The sequence below is a fragment of the Azospirillum largimobile genome (assembly GCF_977007025.2).
Window position 1 is genome coordinate 71,172 of the sequence record NZ_CDRMUA020000002.1, and the last position, 19,517, is coordinate 90,688.

A 19,517-nucleotide genomic window follows, 5' to 3' on the forward strand; every position below is an offset into this window, starting at 1 on the left:
GTGCTCCTTTGTTCGGAATGGCGGGAGAATGTTCAGGCGTGCTGCGGAATGGCGCTTGGAATGGCGCTCTGGGGCATCGGTGTCAGCGCCGGGATCGCTTCCACCCGTTCCAGCCAGCGGCGGACCGCCGGATAGGGATCGAGCGGGATGCGGCCTTCCGGGGCGCGGGCGACATAGGCGTAGCAGGCGATGTCGGCGATGGTCGGCCGCTCCGCCGCCAGCCAGTCGCGGCCGGCCAGATGACCGTCCATGAAGCGCAGGACGCGCTCCGCAATTCTCTGCGCATCGGTCAGCGAACCAGCCCCGCCCCACAGCGTCAGGATGCGCGCCAGCGCCGGCCCGAAGCGCAGGTCGCCGGATGCGATCGACAGCCAGCGCTGCACCTGCGCCGCCTCTTCCGGCGCCTTCGGATTCCAATGGCCGGAACCGTCGTAGCGGTCAGCGAGATAGACGAGGATTGCGACGGAGTCCGGCAGGACGAGGTCGCCGTCGACCAGCACCGGGATCTGCCCGAAGGGATTCAGGGCGAGGAAGGTCTCCGATTTCCGCACCTCGGCATTCGCATCGACGTAACGGTATGGCAGGCCGAGGATGTTCAGGAATGCCTCCACCCGGTGGGCATGGCCCGACAGCGGCGTGCCGTAGAGCGTGATGGCGGGTTGGGTGCTGATGCTCATGACAGGGCTCCTCTCTCTCGGATCGCGGATGCCCATAGCCAACCACTTGCACCCCGGCGCAGGAATGCGCTTTGATCAAAAGGCACTCTTTCGGAAAACGGAATAATCGTGGACCGGCTGGACGAACTGGCGATCTTCGTCGCGATCCTGGAGGCCGGCAGCCTCGCCGGGGCGGCCAAGCGGCTGCGGCGGTCGGCGCCCGCCGTCACCCGCGCGCTGTCGGGGCTGGAGGAGCGGCTGGGCCTGCGGCTGATCGAGCGGACCACCCGCAACCTCGCCCCCACCGACGCCGGGCGGCGGTTGGCCGAGCAGGCGCGCCGGCTGCTGTCCGACTATGACGAGGCGCTGGCCGCCACCGGCACCGACCGGCCGCTGCGCGGGCGGCTGCGCGTCACCGCTCCGGTGATGTTCGGGCGCAAGCATGTGACCCCGCTGGTCCTCGACTTCATGCGCGCCTTTCCCGACATCCGGGTCGAGCTGGTGCTGTCCGACGGCAATCTCGACCTGATCGAGGAGGAGTTGGACGTGGCGATCCGCATCGGCCCGCTGCCCGACTCCGGTCTCGTCGCCCGGCGGGTGGGGCAGGTCGCGCGCTATCTGGTCGCCAGCCCCGGCTATCTGGCGCGGTGCGGCACGCCCTCGATGCCGGAGGATCTCGCCGGCCACGACATCATCCTGTCCACGGCCCGTCCCGGCCCGCCGGACTGGCGATTTCTGGTCGACGGGCGGGAGCGGGTGGTGCGCGTCACCCCGCGTCTGGCGGTCAGCCACATCGAGCCGGCCCTGCTCGCCGCGCGCGACGGGCATGGCATCGCCCGGCCGCTTTCCTATCAGGCGGCCGACGACATCGGCGCCGGAACCCTTGTGCGCCTGATGCCGCATGCCGAGCCGGCGCCGCTGCCGGTCCATGTCGTGGTGCCGACGGCGCGGCTGATGCCCGGCCGGGTGCGTGCCTTCCTCGACCATGCGGTGCAGGAGCTGTCGGCGCTGGCTGTGCTGCGAACCTGAGCGAACGGCATTGGCCGGAGGATCAGGGATCGCGGACGACGCGGAATCCGTAGGCGGCAAAGCCGATTTCGGCCTCGTTCTCCCGCTGCACGGCGGAGCGGATGTAGCGCGGGTGGCTGTGCCACGACCCGCCGCGCATCCGCCGCCGCGGGCAAGCCTCTCCGGCCTCCACGGACCCGTCCGTCGCGCAATCCTCCACCCACTGCCAGACATTGCCCAGCATGTCGTAAAGGCCGAAGCCGTTGGGCCGATAGCTGCCGACCGGGGCGGTGAACAGGGCGCCGTCGCGGCAGGCCGCCACCTCCCAGTCGGTGAAGCGGTCCTTGGCGGTCAGGTCGGCGCCGTTCGCCGCGCCGCATCCCGTCGCGGGATCGTCGCCCCACCAGCGGGCGGTCGCGGTGCCGGCACGGGCCGCATACTCCCACTCCTCCTCCGTCGGCAGGCGATAGGCGTGGCCGGTGCGGCGGCTGAGCCAGTCCACATAGGCCTTGGCATCGTACCAACTGACGCAGACCGCCGGGTGGGCGTTCGTCTGGTCGAATCCAGGCCGGCGCCAGGAAAAATGCCAGCGCGGCAGCAGTTCGGTTTCGCCGGCATAGCCGCGGCAGATGGTCTGCGACCGGTATCCGCTGTCCTCGACGAAGCGGGCGTACTCGCCACGGGTGACCGTGTATTTGCCGAGCGCGAATGCGTGCCGGATCGTCGCCGGCCGCTGTATCGCTTCTCCCGGAAAACGCTCCGCCTCCGTCTCCGGCGAACCCTGGAGGAAACTGCCGGCCGGCACCGTCACCAGCACCGGCGCGTCGGGATGGTCCCAGATCTCGCGCGCCGCGCCTCCGGCCTGCCAGACTTGGAAGGCGGCCAGCCGTTCGGCGCGCCAGCCGGTCAGGTCCACCGGTTCGGCCCGGCGCCAGGCGGTCAGACCGGTCAGCAGAAGGATGAGGACGGCCACGACGCCCAGCGAACCGGGCAGGGCGCATCTCATGGTGCGGATGTCTTTTGCAAGAGAGGTGCAGTGGGTCATCCCGTCATTTCCCCGGTGCAACCCGTTCCCGGCAACCGTGCGTCCGTGTCCTGGTCGGGGCACCTCCCGCCCGGTCCGGCAGCCGAGGGACCGTCCGCCTGTGCCATCGGGGTAGGTCGAAAGCGGTGGGGCGTCGAAAGCGTGGCCGCCCTGTTGGTGCGGGCAGACGTTCAACGGAACATTGACACCACAGGAGCATACTCATGGCCGCCTATCCCGCGGATCTCACGCGCGCGCTGTTCGTCACCGGTCTGCGCAACGCCCATGCGGTCGAACAGCAGGCGCTTGCGCTTATGGACCGCCAGCTTGATCGTCTCGTAAATTATCCGGAAGTCGCCGACCATCTGCGCATGCACCGCGGCGAGACCGAGGCGCAGATCACCCGTCTCGACCAGATCCTGGACCAGTTGCAGGAAAGCCATTCCGGCCTGAAGGACACCGCCCTGTCGATCATGGGCAATCTGGCGGCGCTGGGCCACAGCTTCGCCGAGGACGAAATCCTCAAGAACTCCTTCGCCAACTACGCCTTCGAGAATTTCGAGGTGGCGAGCTACCGGTCGCTTCTGACCGTGGCGGATGCCGGCAACTTCGCCTTCGCCGTGCCGCTGCTGCAGACCTCGCTGCGCGAGGAGGAGGCGATGGCGTCCTGGGTGATCGAGAATGTGCCGACCCTGACCCTGAAATACCTGTCGCTGAAGGCCAGCGACCAGACCGCCGGCCGCTGACGCCGGACTCTATCCGTCCACATGGAAACGGCCGGGGAAGACAGGCTCTTCCCCGGCCGTTTCCATTGCACCCCGCCCGTGGCGCCGGGGGGATCAGACGTCGTAGATGGGCCCCGGGGTCTTCTTGTTGGCGCCGCCGGCCTTTTCCTCCGATTTCTCGGTCAGGGTCTTGTCACGGTCCTGGTCGGTGCCGGCGGTGGATGGTTTGCCGGACTTGGCCGTATCGTTTTCCGGTTTCCCCTGCTTGGACGCTTCGTTCATCGTGGTTGCTCCCGGTTGTGACGATGCCTTCCCAACAGTGCAGGGGCGCAGCCGTTGCCGACGATCCGTCACCGGGCATCGCCGCACCGCAATGCAGCCTTCCGGCCTTGTCCGGATTTTGCCCGGTGACGAGCAGGCTTGCTTTGCCGTAAGAGACAGGACGGGTCTCAAAACGGATGGATCCCCCGTGCTCAGATCGGTTTCCCTTTGCCTGTTCGTCGCCGTGGCCGGCGGTCTTGCGGGCTGCACCTCCGACTATTCGCCCAACACCTACTCCTCCAGCGCGGTCCAGCAGGCCAACAAGGTGGAGCCGGCGGTCGTGGTCGGATTTCGTCAGGTGGCGATCAGCGCCAACGGCACGGTCGGCGCCGTCAGCGGCGGCGCGGCCGGTGGCATCCTGGGCGCGCAGGTCGGCTCCGGCGGCATGAACGCCGCGCTGGGCACCGTCGGCGGCACGGCGATCGGCGGACTGCTGGGCACGGCGATGGAGCACATCGCCGGCGACACCACCGGCTGGGAGTACATCGTCCGCAAATCCAACGGCGACCTGCTGTCGCTGACCCAGAAGGAACCGCAGCCGCTGCCCATCGGCCAGAAGGTTCTGGTCATCACGGGCAGCCAGGCCCGCATCGTGCCTGACTATTCGTTGCCCGCCGAGTCCGCGACCGCCAAGGCCGATTCGGCCCAACCGAACTCTGCCAGGACAGACGCCGCGGCGGAGCCCCCGAAGCCGGAAACGCCGAAATCGGACATCAAGGCGGTGCCGCTCGCCCCGCCTGCAGCACCGGCTCCGTCGGAATCCGCCGCCGGCCCTGCGCCGTCCAGCGGCGGCGGTCCCATCCGCCTGACCGCCCCCACCGACAACGTTCCGGCGCCTGCAGCCTCCACCCCGTCCGCCGCCCCCGTCCCGGCGGAAGAGAAACCGGCCGAATAGCTCCATACTTGTCCGAATGGACGGGATGGCGCACAGTCCGGTGGTCCAACCGTAAGACCACCGGCCGAGGGTCCATGTCCGCCGTCGATTCCGCACACAGCGCCGCTCCCGCCCCTACTCCGGCCCCTACCCCGGCAATGACCAGGGAGGAGTTGGAGGAACTGATCCGCGAGGGGGTTCCCCTGGTCGGCAACTTCGGCATCGTCGTCGACAGCCTCGGCGCCGGCACGATCCGCCTGCTCCTGCCCTACAAGGACGATTTCGTCCGGCCCGGCGGCACGGTAACCGGTCCGGCCATGTTCGGGCTGGCCGATGTGGCGCTCTATGGCGCGGTGCTGAGCCTGATCGGGCGGGTGGAGCTGGCGGTGACCACCAGCATGACCATCAACTTCCTGCGCCGCCCGCCTCCCGTTGCCATCATCGCCGAGGCGCGCGTCCTGAAGCTGGGCAAGCGGCTGGCCTATGGCGAGATCCTGCTGTTCTCCGAAGGCGATCCGGAGCCGGTCGCCCATGTCACCGGCACCTATTCCATCCCCCCGCACGATCCCGTCACCGTTGCGGTATCTCATTACCGTGTGGATGAAGCCTTATAAAAACCTGTTTATTATCAATAGGTTTGGCGGAGCGGTATCTAATTACCGCTCTCGCAAAGCATTGATTCAAAAGGGAAATTTTTCGGTTGACAGAGGTGTGCCGCTGCCCGTAGAAAGCCGTCCGCTTCGGCGCCCCGGATTCGGCGGCCTGCCGATCCGTATTCGAAGAAACGAGTGTGGCGATGAAGACCTTCAATCTGAAGCCGACCGAAATCGAGAAGAAGTGGTACGTCGTCGACGCCGACGGCCTCGTTCTCGGCCGGCTCGCCAGCATCCTGGCGAACATCCTGCGTGGCAAGAACAAGCCGACCTACACCCCGCACATGGATTGCGGCGACCATGTCGTCGTGATCAATGCTGAGAAGGTGAAGCTGACCGGCAACAAGCGCGATGCCGACATCTTCTACTGGCACACCGGCTATCCGGGCGGGATCAAGGGCCGTTCCAAGGGCCAGATCCTGGACGGCAAGTATCCGGAGCGTGTGATCGAGAAGGCCGTGGAGCGTATGGTTCCGCGCGGTCCGCTCGGCCGTCAGCAGATGACCCATCTCAAGGTCTACAAGGGCGCCACGCATCCGCACGATGCGCAGCAGCCGGTCGCCCTCGACATCGGCGCCCTGAACCCGAAGAATAAGCGGAGCGCGTAAGCATGGCTCAGGTCACCACCACCCTCTCCAGCCTTAAGGATCTGACGGGCGCCGCCGCCACCGCGACCGTCACCGAAGAGCTGGCCGCTCCGAAGCTGGACGCCCAGGGCCGCGCCTACGCCACCGGCAAGCGCAAGGACGCCGTCGCCCGCGTGTGGATCAAGCCGGGCACCGGCAAGGTCACCGTGAACGGCCGCGACCAGACGGTCTATTTCGCCCGTCCGGTGCTGCGCATGATGATCGCCCAGCCGTTCGGCGTGACCGAGCGTCTGGACCAGTTCGACGTCGTCGCCACCGTCGCCGGTGGTGGTCTGTCGGGCCAGGCCGGTGCCGTTCGCCACGGCATCTCCAAGGCGCTGACCTACTTCGAGCCGGCCCTGCGCCCGCCGTTGAAGGCCGCCGGCTTCCTGACCCGCGACGCCCGTACGGTCGAGCGTAAGAAGTACGGCCGCGCCAAGGCCCGCCGCAGCTTCCAGTTCTCGAAGCGCTAATCCCTACACGGGCCCGCGGCTTTACGGTACAAGCGAGGGGCGTCCCGAAAGGGGCGCCCCTTTCTTTTTGTCCGGTATCACCAATCAAGCGTTCCTCCCGTCAAGCGAAGGACATCGCCTCCATGGCCTCGATCAGCATTCCGGGCAGCACTCCCGGCGGTTCGAAAATCCGCGTCGGCATCCTGGGCGCCTCCGGTTACACCGGCGCCGAACTGGTGCGCATGCTGCTGCGCCACCCGAACGTCGAGATCGCCGCCCTGACCGCAGAACGACAGGCCGGCAAGCCGATGGCGGAGGTGTTCCCGCATCTGGGCGGCTATGGCCTGCCCGATCTGGTGAAGATCGAGCAGCTGAAGTGGGACGGCCTGGACTTCATCTTCTGCGCCCTGCCGCACGGCACTACGCAGGAGGTGATCGCCGGCCTGCCCAGCGGGCTGAAGGTGGTCGACCTGTCCGCCGATTTCCGTCTGAGCGACCCGACCGAATACGCCACCTGGTACGGGCATGAGCACCGCGCCGTCGGCCTGCAGAAGGAGGTCGCCTACGGCCTGACCGAATTCAACCGCCAGGGCGTGCGCAAGGCGCGGGTGGTGGCGAATCCCGGCTGCTACCCGACCTGCTCGCTGCTGCCGCTGCTGCCGCTGCTGATGGAAAACCAGATCGAGCCGGGCGGCATCATCATCGACGCCAAGTCCGGCGTGTCGGGCGCCGGCCGCGACGCCAAGCAGGCCAACCTGTTCACCGAGGTGTCGGAGGGCTTCAACGCCTATGGCGTCGGCCACCACCGCCACATGCCGGAGATCGAGCAGGAGCTGCGGCTGGCCGCCGGCCGGCCGGTCACCGTCTCCTTCACCCCGCATCTGGTGCCGATGAACCGCGGCATGATGGCGACCATCTATGTCCGCATGGCCGATGGCGTCACCGCCGACGACCTGCGCACGACGCTGGCCGCCCGCTATGCCGACGAACCCTTCGTCGGGGTGACGCCGGCCGGCGTGGTTCCGGCGACGCGCCATGTCCGCGCGTCCAATCACAATCTGATCGGCGTGGTCGCCGACCGCACCCCGCGCGGCGCCATCATCGTGTCGGTGATCGATAATCTGGTGAAGGGCGCCTCGGGCCAGGCCATCCAGAACATGAACGTCATGATGGGTCTGGGCGAGACCACCGGCATCGATCAGGCGCCGCTTTTCCCGTAACAAGTCCGCACGAGGGGGCTGTGACAGCGTTGTGGCCCCCTGTCCGCACTGTTGCACGGAGGCACCAATCGGGATTTGCTTTGCCCTGTCAATGCGAAATCAGGTGGTGCCTTAAGCCTTACGGTGCTTCAATCCGGCCCGTCATGCACGACTTCGGTACGACCTGATGACCGGCCTTGTCCGCGCCTTCAACGGCATCCTGCCCACCATCGACCCGACCGCGTTCATCGCGGAAACGGCGGCGGTGATCGGTGATGTCGTGATCGGGGCGAACAGCAGCATCTGGTACGGCTGCACCGTGCGTGGAGACGTCAACGAGGTCCGAATCGGCGCTCGCACCAACATTCAGGACGGCACCGTGATCCACGTGGCCTCTGAAGGGCAGGGCACCTACATCGGAGACGACATCACCGTCGGCCATATGGCGCTGCTGCACGCCTGCACGCTGGAAGACGGCTGCTTCATCGGCATGAAGGCCTGCATCCTGGATGGGGCCTATGTCGAGTCGCGGGCGATGGTCGCCGCCGGTGCTCTGGTGACGCCCGGAAAGCGGGTGACGTCCGGATTCTTGTGGGCCGGCAGCCCTGCTAGACCGGTTCGCGAGCTGACGGAGCGCGATCTCGCGGTTTTTCCGGTTCTCAGCCACCGTTACACGGATTTGGCGGAAACCTACCGGAAAAGCTGCTATGGAAGTGGAGCATAGGTCCAAGAACAGGTACGGTTCGGCCAATCGGCTGAGGTGTCGGAACACCACCGCACACCACATGTTGGGATGGTCGCTGCCGCGCTTGCACATGGGCGGATGCTTCGATTGATAGGTTCATCCCCCGCAGGCACTCTGATGGGGAAGGGTTCTGGAAGGGAGTGAAGACAATGAAGACTATTGTTCGCGCGGGTCTGGCTGCCATCCCGGCCGCCATCGTCGCTTTCGGTCTGTCGGCGGCCGCCAATGCCCAGGACGCGAGCCTGGTCGGCAAGGGCACCGAGTGGTGCAACCCGGTCATCGGCTGGGGCAACGTCGCCGCCCGCACCGGTGACGGCGGCTACGTCATCCATCAGGGCAGCTATCCGTGCCCGCCGGCCGCCGCTGCTCCGGCTCCGGCCGCCGTCGCTGCGGTCCAGAGCGAATATCTGGTGTTCTTCGACTGGGATAAGTCGACCATCACCCCGGCCGCCGATCGCGTGATCGGTGACGCGGTGTCGGCCATCCTGAAGAACGGTGGCGCCAAGATCCACGTCGTCGGCCACACCGACACGTCGGGCTCGCCGGCCTACAACCAGAAGCTGTCGCTGCGTCGTGCCGACGCGGTCAAGAAGGCTCTGGTCGCCAAGGGCATCCAGACTGCCAACATCACGACCGAAGGCAAGGGCGAGAGCCAGCTGCTGGTCCAGACCGGCCCGAACGTGCGTGAGCCGTCCAACCGTCGTGCGCAGATCCTGCCGCGCCTGCTGAACGCTCCGTCGTCCTAAGGACGGCAGGCAGGGGGCCGCTCCGGGGGTTTCGGATCGGCCTTCCCGCCAGCGGAAGACTCCGCAAGAAAAAGGCCGCGCCGGGTTTCCCCGGTCGCGGCCTTTTTCCGTTCCCGCCTGGTCTCAAGCCTCGGTTTGGGCCTGGGCTTGGTCCTGCTCCGGCTCCCCGGCGGTCAGCCGCAAGGGCACCACGCCCGCCCACACCGGGTGGGCCATATCCTCCGGATCGTCGCTTGGCGGGCCGGACCGCCGCTTGGCCGACGCCTCGGCGATCGGGAAGGCCAGCACGGATGTGGCCTTCAATTCCTGCACATTGGGCGCCCGCACCTTGGCGCTGCGGCCGGGTTCGATCTTTTCCATCAAGGCATCCAGGGCGGCGCGCTTCTCCGCCTCCTCCATCACCAGCCGCGGCCGGCCGAACAGCATGACCGAGCGGTAGTTGACGGAGTGATGGAAGGCCGAGCGCGCCAGCACCCATCCGTCGATCAACGACAGGGTGATGCAGGCCTCGCCTCCCTCCTGCAGCCGTCGGATCATCCGGCTGGAGGATGCGCCGTGGATCATCAGTTCGTCCCCCACGCGCCAGGGAACCGTCGGGATCACCATGGGGGAGGGCGCGCCATGGCCCTTGATGGCGTCGTCGACGAAGCCGACGTGGCAGATCGGCGCCTCGTCGATGATGGCGTGGATCAGCGCGACGTCATGGCTGCCGCGGTCGCCCAGCCGCACCGGGCGGGTGCGCGGGGTCTGGGCCAGGGCGGTGGCGGAGTCGGCGGGGGTATCGGCGAGAAGGCTGGTCATGGTCGTGCTCAAGGCCGGGACTGTTGCGATGGCCCAGAATTGCCCGCAGAATGGCTCTCTCGAAAGGTCCGGAATGTCGATTTCATAGGGACCAATTTGCCTACCCTTTTGGAGGATCGCCATGGCCCGTGCGGCAGTTCCGGTTCTGTCCAGCCTTGGACCGGTGGCGCTCGACCGTGACGGGGCGGAGCCGCTGCATCGCCAGCTCTACCGTGCGCTGCGCCAGGCGGTGCTGGACGGCCGGCTGCGCCCGGGAGAGAGGCTGCCGCCCAGCCGGGCGCTCGCCACCGACTGGGGGCTCTCGCGCAACACCGTGGTGACCGCCTACGACACGCTGCTGGCGGAGGGTTACGTCACCGGGCGGGTGGGGGCCGGCACCTTCGTCGCCGCCTCCCTTCCCGATGCGGCGCCCGGCAGCCTTCCCGCCCGCGACGAGGTCCGCCGGGGTGTCGGCCTGTCCGTCCGTGGCCGTGTGTTGGCCGAGGCGCCGGCCATCGCCCGCGACCAAGTGGGGCGGCCCTTCGCGCTCGGCACGCCGGATCTCGGCGTCTTTCCCTTCGCCCTGTGGGCGCAGCTTCTCGGCCGCTGCTGGCGCCAGGGCGGGCGGACGCTGGCGACCGAGCCGGACCCGCTGGGCTACGCTCCGCTGCGGGCGGAGATCGCCGCCTATCTGCGCGCCGTCCGCGCCGTCCGTTGCGATCCGGAGCAGGTCGTCATCGTCTCCGGCGCGCAGCAGGGGCTGGCGCTGTTGGCGCAACTGCTTCTCGACCCCGGCGATGAAGCCTGGGTGGAGGAGCCCGGCTGGCCCGGCAATCGTGCCGCCCTGCTGGGGGCCGGGGCACGGCTGGTCCCGGTGCCAGTGGACGGGGAGGGGATCGACGTCGCCGTCGGCATGGCGCGTGGGGCCGGCGCCTGGCTGGCACTGGTCACCCCCTCCCACCAATTCCCCTTGGGCGTGACCATGAGCCTTGCGCGCCGCCTGCGCCTGCTGGACTGGGCGGCGACCCGCGACGCCTGGATCGTCGAGGATGATTACGACAGCGAGTTCCGCTATGCCGGCCCGCCGCTGGCCGCCCTCCAGGGGTTGGACGGCGCCGGCCGGGTCATCTATGTGGGCAGCTTCAGCAAGGTGATGTTCCCGGCGCTGCGGCTGGGCTATGTCGTGGTGCCGCCCGATCTGGTCGAGCCGGTGCGCGCCGCGCGGCGCCATTTCGACGGCGGAACCAGCGTGGTGCCGCAGGCGGCGCTGCACCGTTTCCTGGCCGATGGCCATTTCGCCTCGCACCTGCGGGCCATGCGCTCCCTCTACGCCGCCAAGCGTACCGCCATCCTGGAGTCGATCGCAGGCGCCTTCGACGGCTTCGCCACGGCCGAGGCGGGGGAGGCCGGCATGCATGTGCTGCTCCGCCTGCCGCCGGACTGCCCCGACCATGCCCTGGCCGAGCGCGCCGCCCGCATCGGCCTGACCACGCCGGCCCTGTCCAGCTACCACCGTGCCGCCGATGGGAATGCCGGCAACGGCCTGCTGCTCGGCTTCGCCGCCCACGACCCGGCGACGCTCGACCGAGCGGTGCGCGATCTGGCCCGGCTGGCGGCCGGGTGAGGTCGTTTTTTACGACCGGTATTGGCTTTCCGGCACGCGGATGTAACCCTTTATGCTCTCATCGGGTGTCCGCACGCAGATCTGAACATGCGTCTTGGACATGATCATCGAGTTATCGAACACCGGAGGCTCTTCCTGATATAGGCCACGCACGGTGTTGAACGGCTGGAGAGGTTCCGGCCAACTGGTCGCCCGGTAATCGTGAAGTGCGTTGATTACAGCGCAATCAAGGGCATGGGAGGGTCCACGCATGGTGCGCCTGTTCTCCGGCAGAGGCGTGCCTGCCTTTTCATAGATACTGACCAAGCTTTCATAAGCGGGCTTCAGAAGGTCGATTGGTCCACGCGACATCAGGTCGAGACAATAGCCGAGATGGATGACAGCGCCGATGACGAACGCCTCACTGGCACCGTAGCGGTCAAGCGCCCACTCGTATCCCCGCCGTGGGTCGGCTTCCCAAAAATACACTCCTGACCCAAGCCAATCCCACTTGTTCCTGCTGTCCAGCAGATGGGGAACCCTCCCGGCGAGAATATCCTCACCGACTGCCCTTCGGCATCCGTGATAGCCGAGAACGAACGGATTGGAGAGATCGGTCATTGCGCAGGATCAGTCTGCGTCGCCTTGATGGTTTGCAGGAGGAGCGGAGATCCGTTCGATGAACCGGCGGGCAGCTTCCGGCGATTCCAAAGCACGTTCCGTTGCCTGCCGGATCGCCTCCTTCATCGCTTTCAGATCTTCGTCGGTCATCGCCGTGCTCCTGTTGAAGGTCGCCATCTCGTTTTCTCCACCCAGGTCGCATCTGGAAACCGACCGGCACCTGACAACAAGATAACATGAAACTGCACGAACAGGATTGCCAAACCGCTAGACCGCCTCCGCCACCCGCTCCACCGCCGGCAGGTCCCAGGCCGGGTAGCGCAGGCTCAGCTGGTGCGTGCGGTCCTGCATGTCCAGCACCGGGCGCAGCACCGACGGGTCGGCGCGCATGGCGTCCTCGCCGGCCATGTGGACGATGCCCAGGCGACGGTTGGGCAGGTAATACTCCACCAGTTCCCCCTGCTCCGGGTCGAAACGCCAGGGACCGATGTAATTGCACCATTCCGGCAGCAACTCGACCGGCAGCCCGTCCAGATAGATGGCACCCGCCATCGCCAGCTGGTCGGAGGTGAACAGGCGCCCTTTGCGCAGCACCCGCTTCTGCCAGCGCTGGAAGGCCTCCCAATGGGGAGCGTCGGCCTTCAGCGCATAGGCGCCGGCATTCAGGGTCGGGCGGGTCGCCAGTGCGCGGCATTCCGCCTTGCTCAGGCCGGCGCGGCAGGAGTTCTTGAACAGGATGGACCGCACCCGGGCGAAGCGGCCGAACAGCCAGTCCAGCCGCAGCTCCGTCTCCGAAAAGCGGCCGAATTGGGCGACGATGGCGAAGCGGTTCAGCGCCGCCCCCCGCCGCAGCATCTCCACCGCCTCCCAATCCTGCACCCAGGCGTCGGCGTCGATCCAGATCAGCGTGTCGTAGCCGGGGAAGTAGGTCGGCAGGTGCAGCTTGGCGAGGTTGGCCTTCAGGTGGATGCGGTTGCGCAGCTTGTGCGCCGGGATGCCGACCGGCCAGGGCGGCGTCACCACCGCGGCGCCTTGGGCCTTCAGCTCCGTGATCTGCTCCTCGGTCAGCCCGGCGTCGATTACGCCGACGGGGCAATCCGCCGCCGGCCTCAAAGCCCGCAGCGAGATGATCAGTTCGCGAATCAGCGGATGGTAGCGGGAATCGCCGCCGGTCACGACGATAAAGGAACCCAGCATGGTCTATCCAATACGCCTTAGGCGTAAAGTTGTATGTAGGCCTACCCTGCCCGGATAACCCTTCGGCGTCAATCCATGTCCAGTCCGGATTGCTGCGCATTTGGAATGTCGGCCCGAAAGCCCCTCCAACCGTTGCGGCCCCTGACTTTCGCCGTCGAGCATATCCGGAAGTCAGGGGTTGCCTGATGGCTTGCCGGGTGAAACCTTCGACCCGGTGGCTTGTTTCCGTCCCGTGTTCCCGCGACACGTGTTCCGTCAATCGCTTGCGAAAGTGCTGGACCCATGATCGATCGGCAGGACCGGCTCTGGTACAAGGACGCCGTCATCTACCAACTGCACATCAAGGCGTTCTTCGACGCCGACAACGACGGCATCGGCGATTTCGCCGGCCTGACCCAGAAGCTGGACTATATCCAGGATCTGGGTGTCACGGCGGTGTGGCTTCTGCCCTTCTATCCGTCCCCGCTGCGCGACGACGGCTATGACATCGCCGACTACACCTCGGTCAACCCGACCTACGGGAACCTGGACGACTTCCGGCGCTTCATGGAGGAATGCCACAACCGCGGCCTCAGAGTGATCACCGAGCTGGTCATCAACCACACCTCCGACCAGCATCCCTGGTTCCAGCGCGCGCGGGAGGCGCCTCCCGGCTCCAACCACCGCGACTATTATGTCTGGTCCGACAGCGACCAGAAATACCAGGGCACGCGCATCATCTTCTGCGACACGGAAAAGTCGAACTGGACCTGGGATCCGGTCGCCAACGCCTATTACTGGCACCGCTTCTATTCGCACCAGCCCGACCTGAACTTCGACAATCCCGAGGTTCTGGAGGAGGTGCTGAAGGTCATGCGCTTCTGGCTGGACATCGGGGTGGACGGGCTGCGGCTCGACGCCATCCCCTACCTGAAGGAACGCGAGGGCACCAACAACGAGAATTTGCCGGAAACGCACGATGTCCTGAAGGCGATCCGCACCGCGCTGGACGCCGAGTATCCCGACCGCATGCTGCTGGCCGAGGCTAACCAGTGGCCGGAGGATGTGCTGCCCTATTTCGGCGATCCGGAGAAGGGCGGCGACGAATGCCACATGTCCTTCCACTTCCCGCTGATGCCGCGCATCTACATGGCGGTCGCGATGGAGGACCGGCATCCCATCGCCGACATCATGCGCCAGACCCCGGACATCCCGGCCGACTGCCAGTGGGCCATCTTCCTGCGCAATCATGACGAGTTGACGCTGGAGATGGTCACCGACAGCGAGCGCGACTATCTCTGGAACTTCTACGCCGCCGACCGGCGCATGCGGATCAACCTGGGCATCCGCCGCCGCCTGGCTCCGCTGCTGGAGAACGACCGCCGCAAGATCGAGCTGCTGAACAGCCTGCTGATGTCGATGCCCGGCACGCCGGTGCTGTATTACGGCGACGAGATCGGCATGGGCGACAACATCTATCTCGGCGACCGCGACGGCGTGCGCACGCCGATGCAATGGTCGATCGACCGCAACGGCGGCTTCTCGCGCGCCGACCCGGCGCGGCTCTACCTGCCGGCGGTGCTCGACCCGATCTACGGCTTCATGGCCGTCAATGTGGAGGCGCAGGCCCGCAACCCCTCCTCGCTGCTGAACTGGATGAAGCGGCTGGTGGCGGTGCGCAAGCAGCGCCAGAGCTTCGGCCGCGGCAGCTTCTCGCTGCTCTATCCCGGCAACCGCAAGGTTCTGGCCTATGTCCGTTGCCTGGAGACGGAAAACGGGTCGGAGATCGCGTTGTGCGTCGCCAACCTGTCGCGCTCGGCCCAGGCGGTGGAACTGGACCTGAAAAACTGGAAGGGCCGCATCCCGGTCGAACTGCTGGGCCGGACGGTCTTCCCGCCGATCGGCGACCTTCCCTATCTGCTGACCCTGCCGGCCTACGGCTTCTACTGGTTCGCGCTGACCGCGGAGGCTGAACTGCCGACCTGGCATGAAACCCCGCCGGAGCCGGTGCCGGACCTGCTGACCGTGGTGGTGCGCGACGGCTGGCACAGCCTCACCACCGGCAAGGCGGCGGACGAGCTGGGCCGCGACGTCCTGCAGGCCTTCTTGCCCAAGCAGCGCTGGTTCTCCGCCAAGGATCGCCGGATCACCCGCTCGCACGTCACCATGGCCGCCCAGCTGCCGGGCCCCGGCGACGGCTTCATGCTGGTCCGCACCCAGGTGGGCCTCAGCGGAGTCGGTGTAGACGGCGACGCGGCCGACCAGAGCTATTTCCTGCCGATGGCGATGAGCTGGGAGAATGGGGCGGGCGGCACCGGCTGGCCGCTGCTTCCCTACACGCTGGCCAAGGTGCGGCGGGGTCCCCGGACCGGCGCCATCTATGACGCGGTGCAGGCGGACAGTTTCGCGCTTGCCCTGATCGAGGCGCTGCGGCGCGGCGAGACGCTGCAGGCGATGTCCGCGCCGGGGATGGCCGGCAGCGGCAGCATCCGCTTCACCGCCACCGACGCGCTGGCCGCCATCGAGCTGTCGGAAGAGACCGAGGTGCGGCGGCTGGGCGTGGAGCAGAGCAACACCTCCGTCCTCGTCGACAGCCAGATCGTGCTGAAGGTCCTGCGCCGGCTGGTGGAGGGCGAGCATCCGGAGGTCGAGATGGGCCGCTTCCTGACGGAGGTCGGCTTCGCCAACACCCCGGCCCTGCTGGGCACCGTGGAGCAGGTTGCGGCCGACGGCACGCCGACCGCGCTGGCGGTGGCGCAGGCCTTCGTCCGCAACCAGGGCGACGGCTGGGCCAGCACGGTGGAGGAGTTGGAGCGCCAGCTGGAGGACATCCGCCTCGGCGTCGCCGGCACCACCGAGGACGCGGCGGAGGCGGGCGAGCCTTTCGGCATGCATCTGGTGATGATGACCACGCTGGGGCAGCGCACCGCCGAACTGCACAGGGCGCTGGCGCAGGCCACCGGCAAGCCGGCCTTCGATCCGGAGCCGATCTCGGCCGAGGATGTGGCGGGTTGGGCCGCCGCCGCCCGCGCCCAGGCGGAGGCCGCCTTCGCCGCCCTGCCCGGAACGCTGGACCGTCTGCCTGCCGACGTGCGCGCCGACGCCGAACAGCTGCTGGCCCGCCGGGCCGAGGCGATGGGGCGGCTCGACGCGCTGGCGGGGATGCGGATCGACGGCGTCAAGACCCGCATCCACGGCGACTATCACCTGGGTCAGGTCGTGCGGGCGCAGAACGACTGGTATATCCTGGACTTCGAAGGCGAGCCGGCGAAGACGCTGGAGGAGCGCCGCGCCAAGTCCAGCGCCCTGCGCGACGTGGCCGGCATGCTGCGCTCCTTCAACTATGCCGCATGGGCGGCGCTGTTCCGGCTGGACAGCGCGGGCGAGGGTGCCAACAGCGGTGACAGCCCGGCGCTGGCCGCCGCCCTCGACTGGGAACGCCGCAGCATCGACTCCTTCCTCGACGGCTACCGCACGGCGATCGAGGGCTGCCCGGCCTGGCCGGCGGAGAATGGGGCGGGGGACGAGGCCGCGCGCGGCCTGCTGACCCTGTTCCTGCTGGAAAAAGCCTTCTACGAGATCGGCTACGAGGCGGCGAACCGACCCAACTGGATCGGCATCCCGGTCAAGGGCGTGCTGGGCCTGCTCGACGATGCACGGGAGGACGGCGCGAAGGGGTGAAAGGCCAGATCCGCGGCGGGCATGGTGTGACGAAACCGCCGCGGGTATGTTCACGTGCGGAGAAGGCGATCCGGCGAGGCTTGCGCTATGCGACTCCTCGTCGGCCGTCATTCCCGCAAAGGCGGGAATCCAGGGCTCCTCAAAATGGAGCTTGGCGCGTAAGCCTGGATCCCCGCCTTCGCGGGGATGACGGGGTTGGGACAATAACGGTCCATGAAGACGATAGGGCCTCCACGAAGAAGGGCACTTGGCCAATGGCGAGCGACATGACGACGGACACCCGCAAGGACCAGGCGCAGACCGGCGTCTCCGAAAGCCGTTCCAACGAACAGCGCTCCACCGACCGGCGGGCGGAGGCCCTGCGCGCGGCGGCGGACGCCGTCGCGCGGGCCGACCATGGGGATCCCTTCGCCGTGCTGGGCATGCAGCAGGAGGCACCCGGCCGCCCGGTGGAGGTCCGCGCCTTCGTGCCCGGCGCCGAGCGGCTGTGGGTGATCGACAGTGCCACCGGCGAACCGGCGGGCGAGGCCGAGCGCATCCACCAGGACGGCTTCTACCTTGCGGTGATGCCCGACCGGACGGAACGCTTCCGCTACCGCCTGCGCGCCCAATACCCGCTGGCAACCCAGGAGTTCGAGGACGCCTACCGCTTCGGCAACATGCTGGGCGAACTGGACGTCCATCTGCTGGCCGAGGGCACCCACCTGCGCAATTACGAGAAGCTGGGCGCCCACCCGCGCGAGGTCGACGGCATTGCCGGCGTGTCCTTCGCCGTCTGGGCGCCGAGCGCGCGCAGCGTCAGCGTCGTCGGCGACTTCAACAACTGGGACGGCCGCCGCCTGCCGATGCGCCGGCGCGTCGAGGTCGGCGTCTGGGAGATCTTCGTCCCCCACGCCCATGCCGGCCAGCGCTACAAGTTCGAGATTCGCGGGCCCAACGGCAACCTGATGCCGGCCAAGGCCGATCCCTACGCCTTCCAGGCGGAGATGCGCCCGGCCACCGCCTCGGTCGTGCACGGCCTGCCGTCCTACGAGTGGCGGGACCAGGAGTGGCAGAGCCGCAAGGTCGCCACTTCCGACCGCACCGCGCCGATCTCCATCTACGAGGTGCATCTGGGCTCCTGGGCGCGGGTGCCGGAGGAGGACAACCGCTTCCTGACCTATCAGGAGCTGGCGGAGCGGCTGATCCCCTACGCCAAGGACATGGGCTTCACCCATATCGAGCTTCTGCCGATCACCGAGCATCCCTTCGACGGCTCCTGGGGCTACCAGCCCATCGGCCTCTATGCGCCGACCGCCCGCCACGGCTCGCCGGAGGATTTCAAGGACTTCGTCAACGCCTGCCACCGCGCCGGGCTGGGCGTGCTGCTGGATTGGGTGCCGGGCCATTTCCCGACCGATCCGCATGGGCTGGGCGATTTCGACGGCACGCATCTTTATGAGCACGCCGATCCGCGCCAGGGCTTCCACCAGGACTGGAACACCCTGATCTACAATTTCGGCCGGACGGAGGTTCAGAACTTCCTGCTGGGCAACGCGCTGTTCTGGCTCGACCATTACAAGCTGGACGGGCTGCGCGTCGATGCCGTCGCCTCCATGCTCTATCTCGACTACAGCCGCAAGGAAGGGGAGTGGGTCCCCAACAAGTTCGGCGGGCGGGAGAATCTGGAATCCATCGCCTTCCTGAAGCGCATGAACGAGCTGGTCTATGGCCAGCAGCCGGGCGCGATGACGGTGGCGGAGGAATCCACGTCATGGCCGATGGTGTCGAAGCCGACTTATCTCGGCGGTCTCGGCTTCGGCTACAAATGGAACATGGGGTGGATGCACGACACGCTGCATTACATGCAGAACGACCCGATCCATCGCCGCTACCATCACCACCAGATGACCTTCGGGCTGATCTATCAGTTCTCCGAAAACTTCGTGCTGCCGCTCAGCCATGACGAGGTGGTCCACGGCAAGGGCTCTCTCATCAACAAGATGCCGGGCGACGACTGGCAGAAATTCGCCAATCTGCGCGCCTATTACGGCTTCATGTTCGCCCATCCCGGCAAGAAGCTGCTGTTCATGGGCGGCGAGTTCGCCCAGTGGAGCGAGTGGAGCGAGGCGCGGAGTCTGGACTGGCATTTGCTGGACCAGCCCATGCACCGGGGCATGCGCGACCTCGTGCGCGACCTGAACGGCGTCTACCGCGAGTTGGAGCCGCTGCACAAGACCGACTGCGACCCGTCCGGCTTCGAGTGGATCGAGTCGAACGACAACGAGAACTCGGTGTTCACCTTCCTGCGCAAGGCCGACGACCCCGAGCACATCGTCATCGCCGTCTGCAACTTCACGCCCATTCCCCGGTACGGCTACCGCGTCGGCGTTCCGCTGCCCGGCCGCTATGTGGAGCGGATCAACACCGACGACGGCAAATACGGCGGCAGCGGCGTCGGCAATCCCGGCGGCGGCGTCTATGCCGAGGAAATGCCCTGGCACGGCCGAACCCACTCGCTGGACCTGACCATCCCGCCGCTGTCGACGCTGATTTTGGAGCGGAAGGCGGAGTAGGAGGGCGGAAGGCGCGCTGGGCCCGGCTGGATTGACGTGTCGGGCTTACTGCCGCCGCCCATCCGTGGTAGG

The 19,517-nt window shown here is 67.2% G+C and carries 19 protein-coding genes; 12 read left to right on the forward strand and 7 right to left on the reverse strand.

The features are described 5' to 3' along the window. Window positions 1-32 precede the first annotated feature (32 nt). Window positions 33-677 carry a glutathione S-transferase family protein gene (locus ACWPKK_RS13735; RefSeq protein WP_452004945.1) on the reverse strand — a complete coding sequence of 215 codons (645 nt, stop codon included), beginning with the start codon at window positions 675-677 and terminating at the stop codon, window positions 33-35. A 108-nt stretch (window positions 678-785) separates the two neighbouring features. Between ACWPKK_RS13735 and ACWPKK_RS13740 the strand changes: the two genes are divergently transcribed. Continuing rightward, window positions 786-1,685, forward strand: a complete 900-nt coding sequence (locus tag ACWPKK_RS13740; RefSeq protein ID WP_452004947.1) for a LysR family transcriptional regulator — start codon at window positions 786-788, stop codon at window positions 1,683-1,685. 22 nt (window positions 1,686-1,707) lie between these two features. On the opposite strand, the gene ACWPKK_RS13745 is transcribed toward ACWPKK_RS13740, so the two are convergent. Further along, window positions 1,708-2,670, reverse strand: coding sequence for a formylglycine-generating enzyme family protein (locus ACWPKK_RS13745; RefSeq protein ID WP_452004949.1), 963 nt, complete (start codon window positions 2,668-2,670; stop codon window positions 1,708-1,710). A 242-nt stretch (window positions 2,671-2,912) separates the two neighbouring features. Between ACWPKK_RS13745 and ACWPKK_RS13750 the strand changes: the two genes are divergently transcribed. Then, the gene (locus ACWPKK_RS13750; RefSeq protein WP_452004951.1) at window positions 2,913-3,434 is read left to right on the forward strand and encodes a ferritin-like domain-containing protein; all 522 of its coding nucleotides are present in this window, start codon (window positions 2,913-2,915) and stop codon (window positions 3,432-3,434) included. Window positions 3,435-3,527: 93 nt separating this feature from the next. On the opposite strand, the gene ACWPKK_RS13755 is transcribed toward ACWPKK_RS13750, so the two are convergent. After that, entirely contained in the window at window positions 3,528-3,695 is a 168-nt protein-coding gene (locus tag ACWPKK_RS13755) for a hypothetical protein (protein ID WP_324868203.1), read from the reverse strand. Between the two features lie 187 nt (window positions 3,696-3,882). Between ACWPKK_RS13755 and ACWPKK_RS13760 the strand changes: the two genes are divergently transcribed. The 7 genes from ACWPKK_RS13760 to ACWPKK_RS13790 all read left to right on the forward strand — a co-directional run bounded on the left by ACWPKK_RS13760 (window position 3,883) and on the right by ACWPKK_RS13790 (window position 9,029). After that, window positions 3,883-4,629, forward strand: a complete 747-nt coding sequence (locus ACWPKK_RS13760) for a glycine zipper 2TM domain-containing protein (protein ID WP_452004954.1) — start codon at window positions 3,883-3,885, stop codon at window positions 4,627-4,629. A gap of 74 nt (window positions 4,630-4,703) precedes the next feature. Further along, window positions 4,704-5,222: a PaaI family thioesterase gene (locus ACWPKK_RS13765; RefSeq protein WP_452004957.1), complete on the forward strand. Its 519-nt coding sequence runs from the start codon at window positions 4,704-4,706 to the stop codon at window positions 5,220-5,222. A gap of 182 nt (window positions 5,223-5,404) precedes the next feature. Continuing rightward, on the forward strand, window positions 5,405-5,869 hold the full coding sequence (rplM, locus tag ACWPKK_RS13770) for a 50S ribosomal protein L13 (RefSeq protein WP_014187880.1): 465 nt from the start codon (window positions 5,405-5,407) through the stop codon (window positions 5,867-5,869). Window positions 5,870-5,871: 2 nt separating this feature from the next. Continuing rightward, window positions 5,872-6,360 carry a 30S ribosomal protein S9 gene (gene rpsI / locus ACWPKK_RS13775; RefSeq protein WP_324868211.1) on the forward strand — a complete coding sequence of 163 codons (489 nt, stop codon included), beginning with the start codon at window positions 5,872-5,874 and terminating at the stop codon, window positions 6,358-6,360. 122 nt (window positions 6,361-6,482) lie between these two features. Further along, window positions 6,483-7,559 (forward strand): N-acetyl-gamma-glutamyl-phosphate reductase, encoded by a 1,077-nt coding sequence (argC, locus tag ACWPKK_RS13780; protein ID WP_452004961.1) that lies wholly within the window; start codon window positions 6,483-6,485, stop codon window positions 7,557-7,559. A 166-nt stretch (window positions 7,560-7,725) separates the two neighbouring features. Continuing rightward, window positions 7,726-8,262 carry a gamma carbonic anhydrase family protein gene (locus tag ACWPKK_RS13785; RefSeq protein ID WP_111068422.1) on the forward strand — a complete coding sequence of 179 codons (537 nt, stop codon included), beginning with the start codon at window positions 7,726-7,728 and terminating at the stop codon, window positions 8,260-8,262. A gap of 170 nt (window positions 8,263-8,432) precedes the next feature. Continuing rightward, the gene (locus tag ACWPKK_RS13790) at window positions 8,433-9,029 is read left to right on the forward strand and encodes an OmpA family protein (protein WP_149228278.1); all 597 of its coding nucleotides are present in this window, start codon (window positions 8,433-8,435) and stop codon (window positions 9,027-9,029) included. A gap of 123 nt (window positions 9,030-9,152) precedes the next feature. Here ACWPKK_RS13790 and ACWPKK_RS13795 read toward each other — a convergent pair whose 3' ends face one another. Next, a complete protein-coding gene (locus ACWPKK_RS13795; protein ID WP_452004964.1) occupies window positions 9,153-9,830 on the reverse strand; it encodes a pyridoxamine 5'-phosphate oxidase family protein in 678 nt (225 codons plus the stop codon). Window positions 9,831-9,951: 121 nt separating this feature from the next. On the opposite strand from ACWPKK_RS13795, the gene pdxR reads away from it, so the two are divergent. Then, window positions 9,952-11,433 carry a MocR-like pyridoxine biosynthesis transcription factor PdxR gene (gene pdxR, locus ACWPKK_RS13800; protein ID WP_452004967.1) on the forward strand — a complete coding sequence of 494 codons (1,482 nt, stop codon included), beginning with the start codon at window positions 9,952-9,954 and terminating at the stop codon, window positions 11,431-11,433. 9 nt (window positions 11,434-11,442) lie between these two features. On the opposite strand, the gene ACWPKK_RS13805 is transcribed toward pdxR, so the two are convergent. From ACWPKK_RS13805 to ACWPKK_RS13815, 3 genes are all read right to left on the reverse strand, one after another. Continuing rightward, window positions 11,443-12,033, reverse strand: coding sequence for a hypothetical protein (locus ACWPKK_RS13805; RefSeq protein WP_452004969.1), 591 nt, complete (start codon window positions 12,031-12,033; stop codon window positions 11,443-11,445). Between the two features lie 9 nt (window positions 12,034-12,042). Beyond that, complete coding sequence (locus ACWPKK_RS13810) at window positions 12,043-12,210, reverse strand: hypothetical protein (RefSeq protein ID WP_452004971.1); 168 nt, start codon at window positions 12,208-12,210, stop codon at window positions 12,043-12,045. Window positions 12,211-12,300: 90 nt separating this feature from the next. Beyond that, complete coding sequence (locus ACWPKK_RS13815; protein ID WP_452004973.1) at window positions 12,301-13,230, reverse strand: glycosyl transferase; 930 nt, start codon at window positions 13,228-13,230, stop codon at window positions 12,301-12,303. Between the two features lie 282 nt (window positions 13,231-13,512). Here ACWPKK_RS13815 and treS point away from each other — a divergent pair, with 282 nt between their 5' ends. Beyond that, a complete protein-coding gene (gene treS, locus ACWPKK_RS13820) occupies window positions 13,513-16,890 on the forward strand; it encodes a maltose alpha-D-glucosyltransferase (protein WP_452004976.1) in 3,378 nt (1,125 codons plus the stop codon). A gap of 266 nt (window positions 16,891-17,156) precedes the next feature. Beyond that, the gene (gene glgB, locus ACWPKK_RS13825) at window positions 17,157-19,445 is read left to right on the forward strand and encodes a 1,4-alpha-glucan branching protein GlgB (protein ID WP_452004978.1); all 2,289 of its coding nucleotides are present in this window, start codon (window positions 17,157-17,159) and stop codon (window positions 19,443-19,445) included. Window positions 19,446-19,517 lie beyond the last annotated feature (72 nt).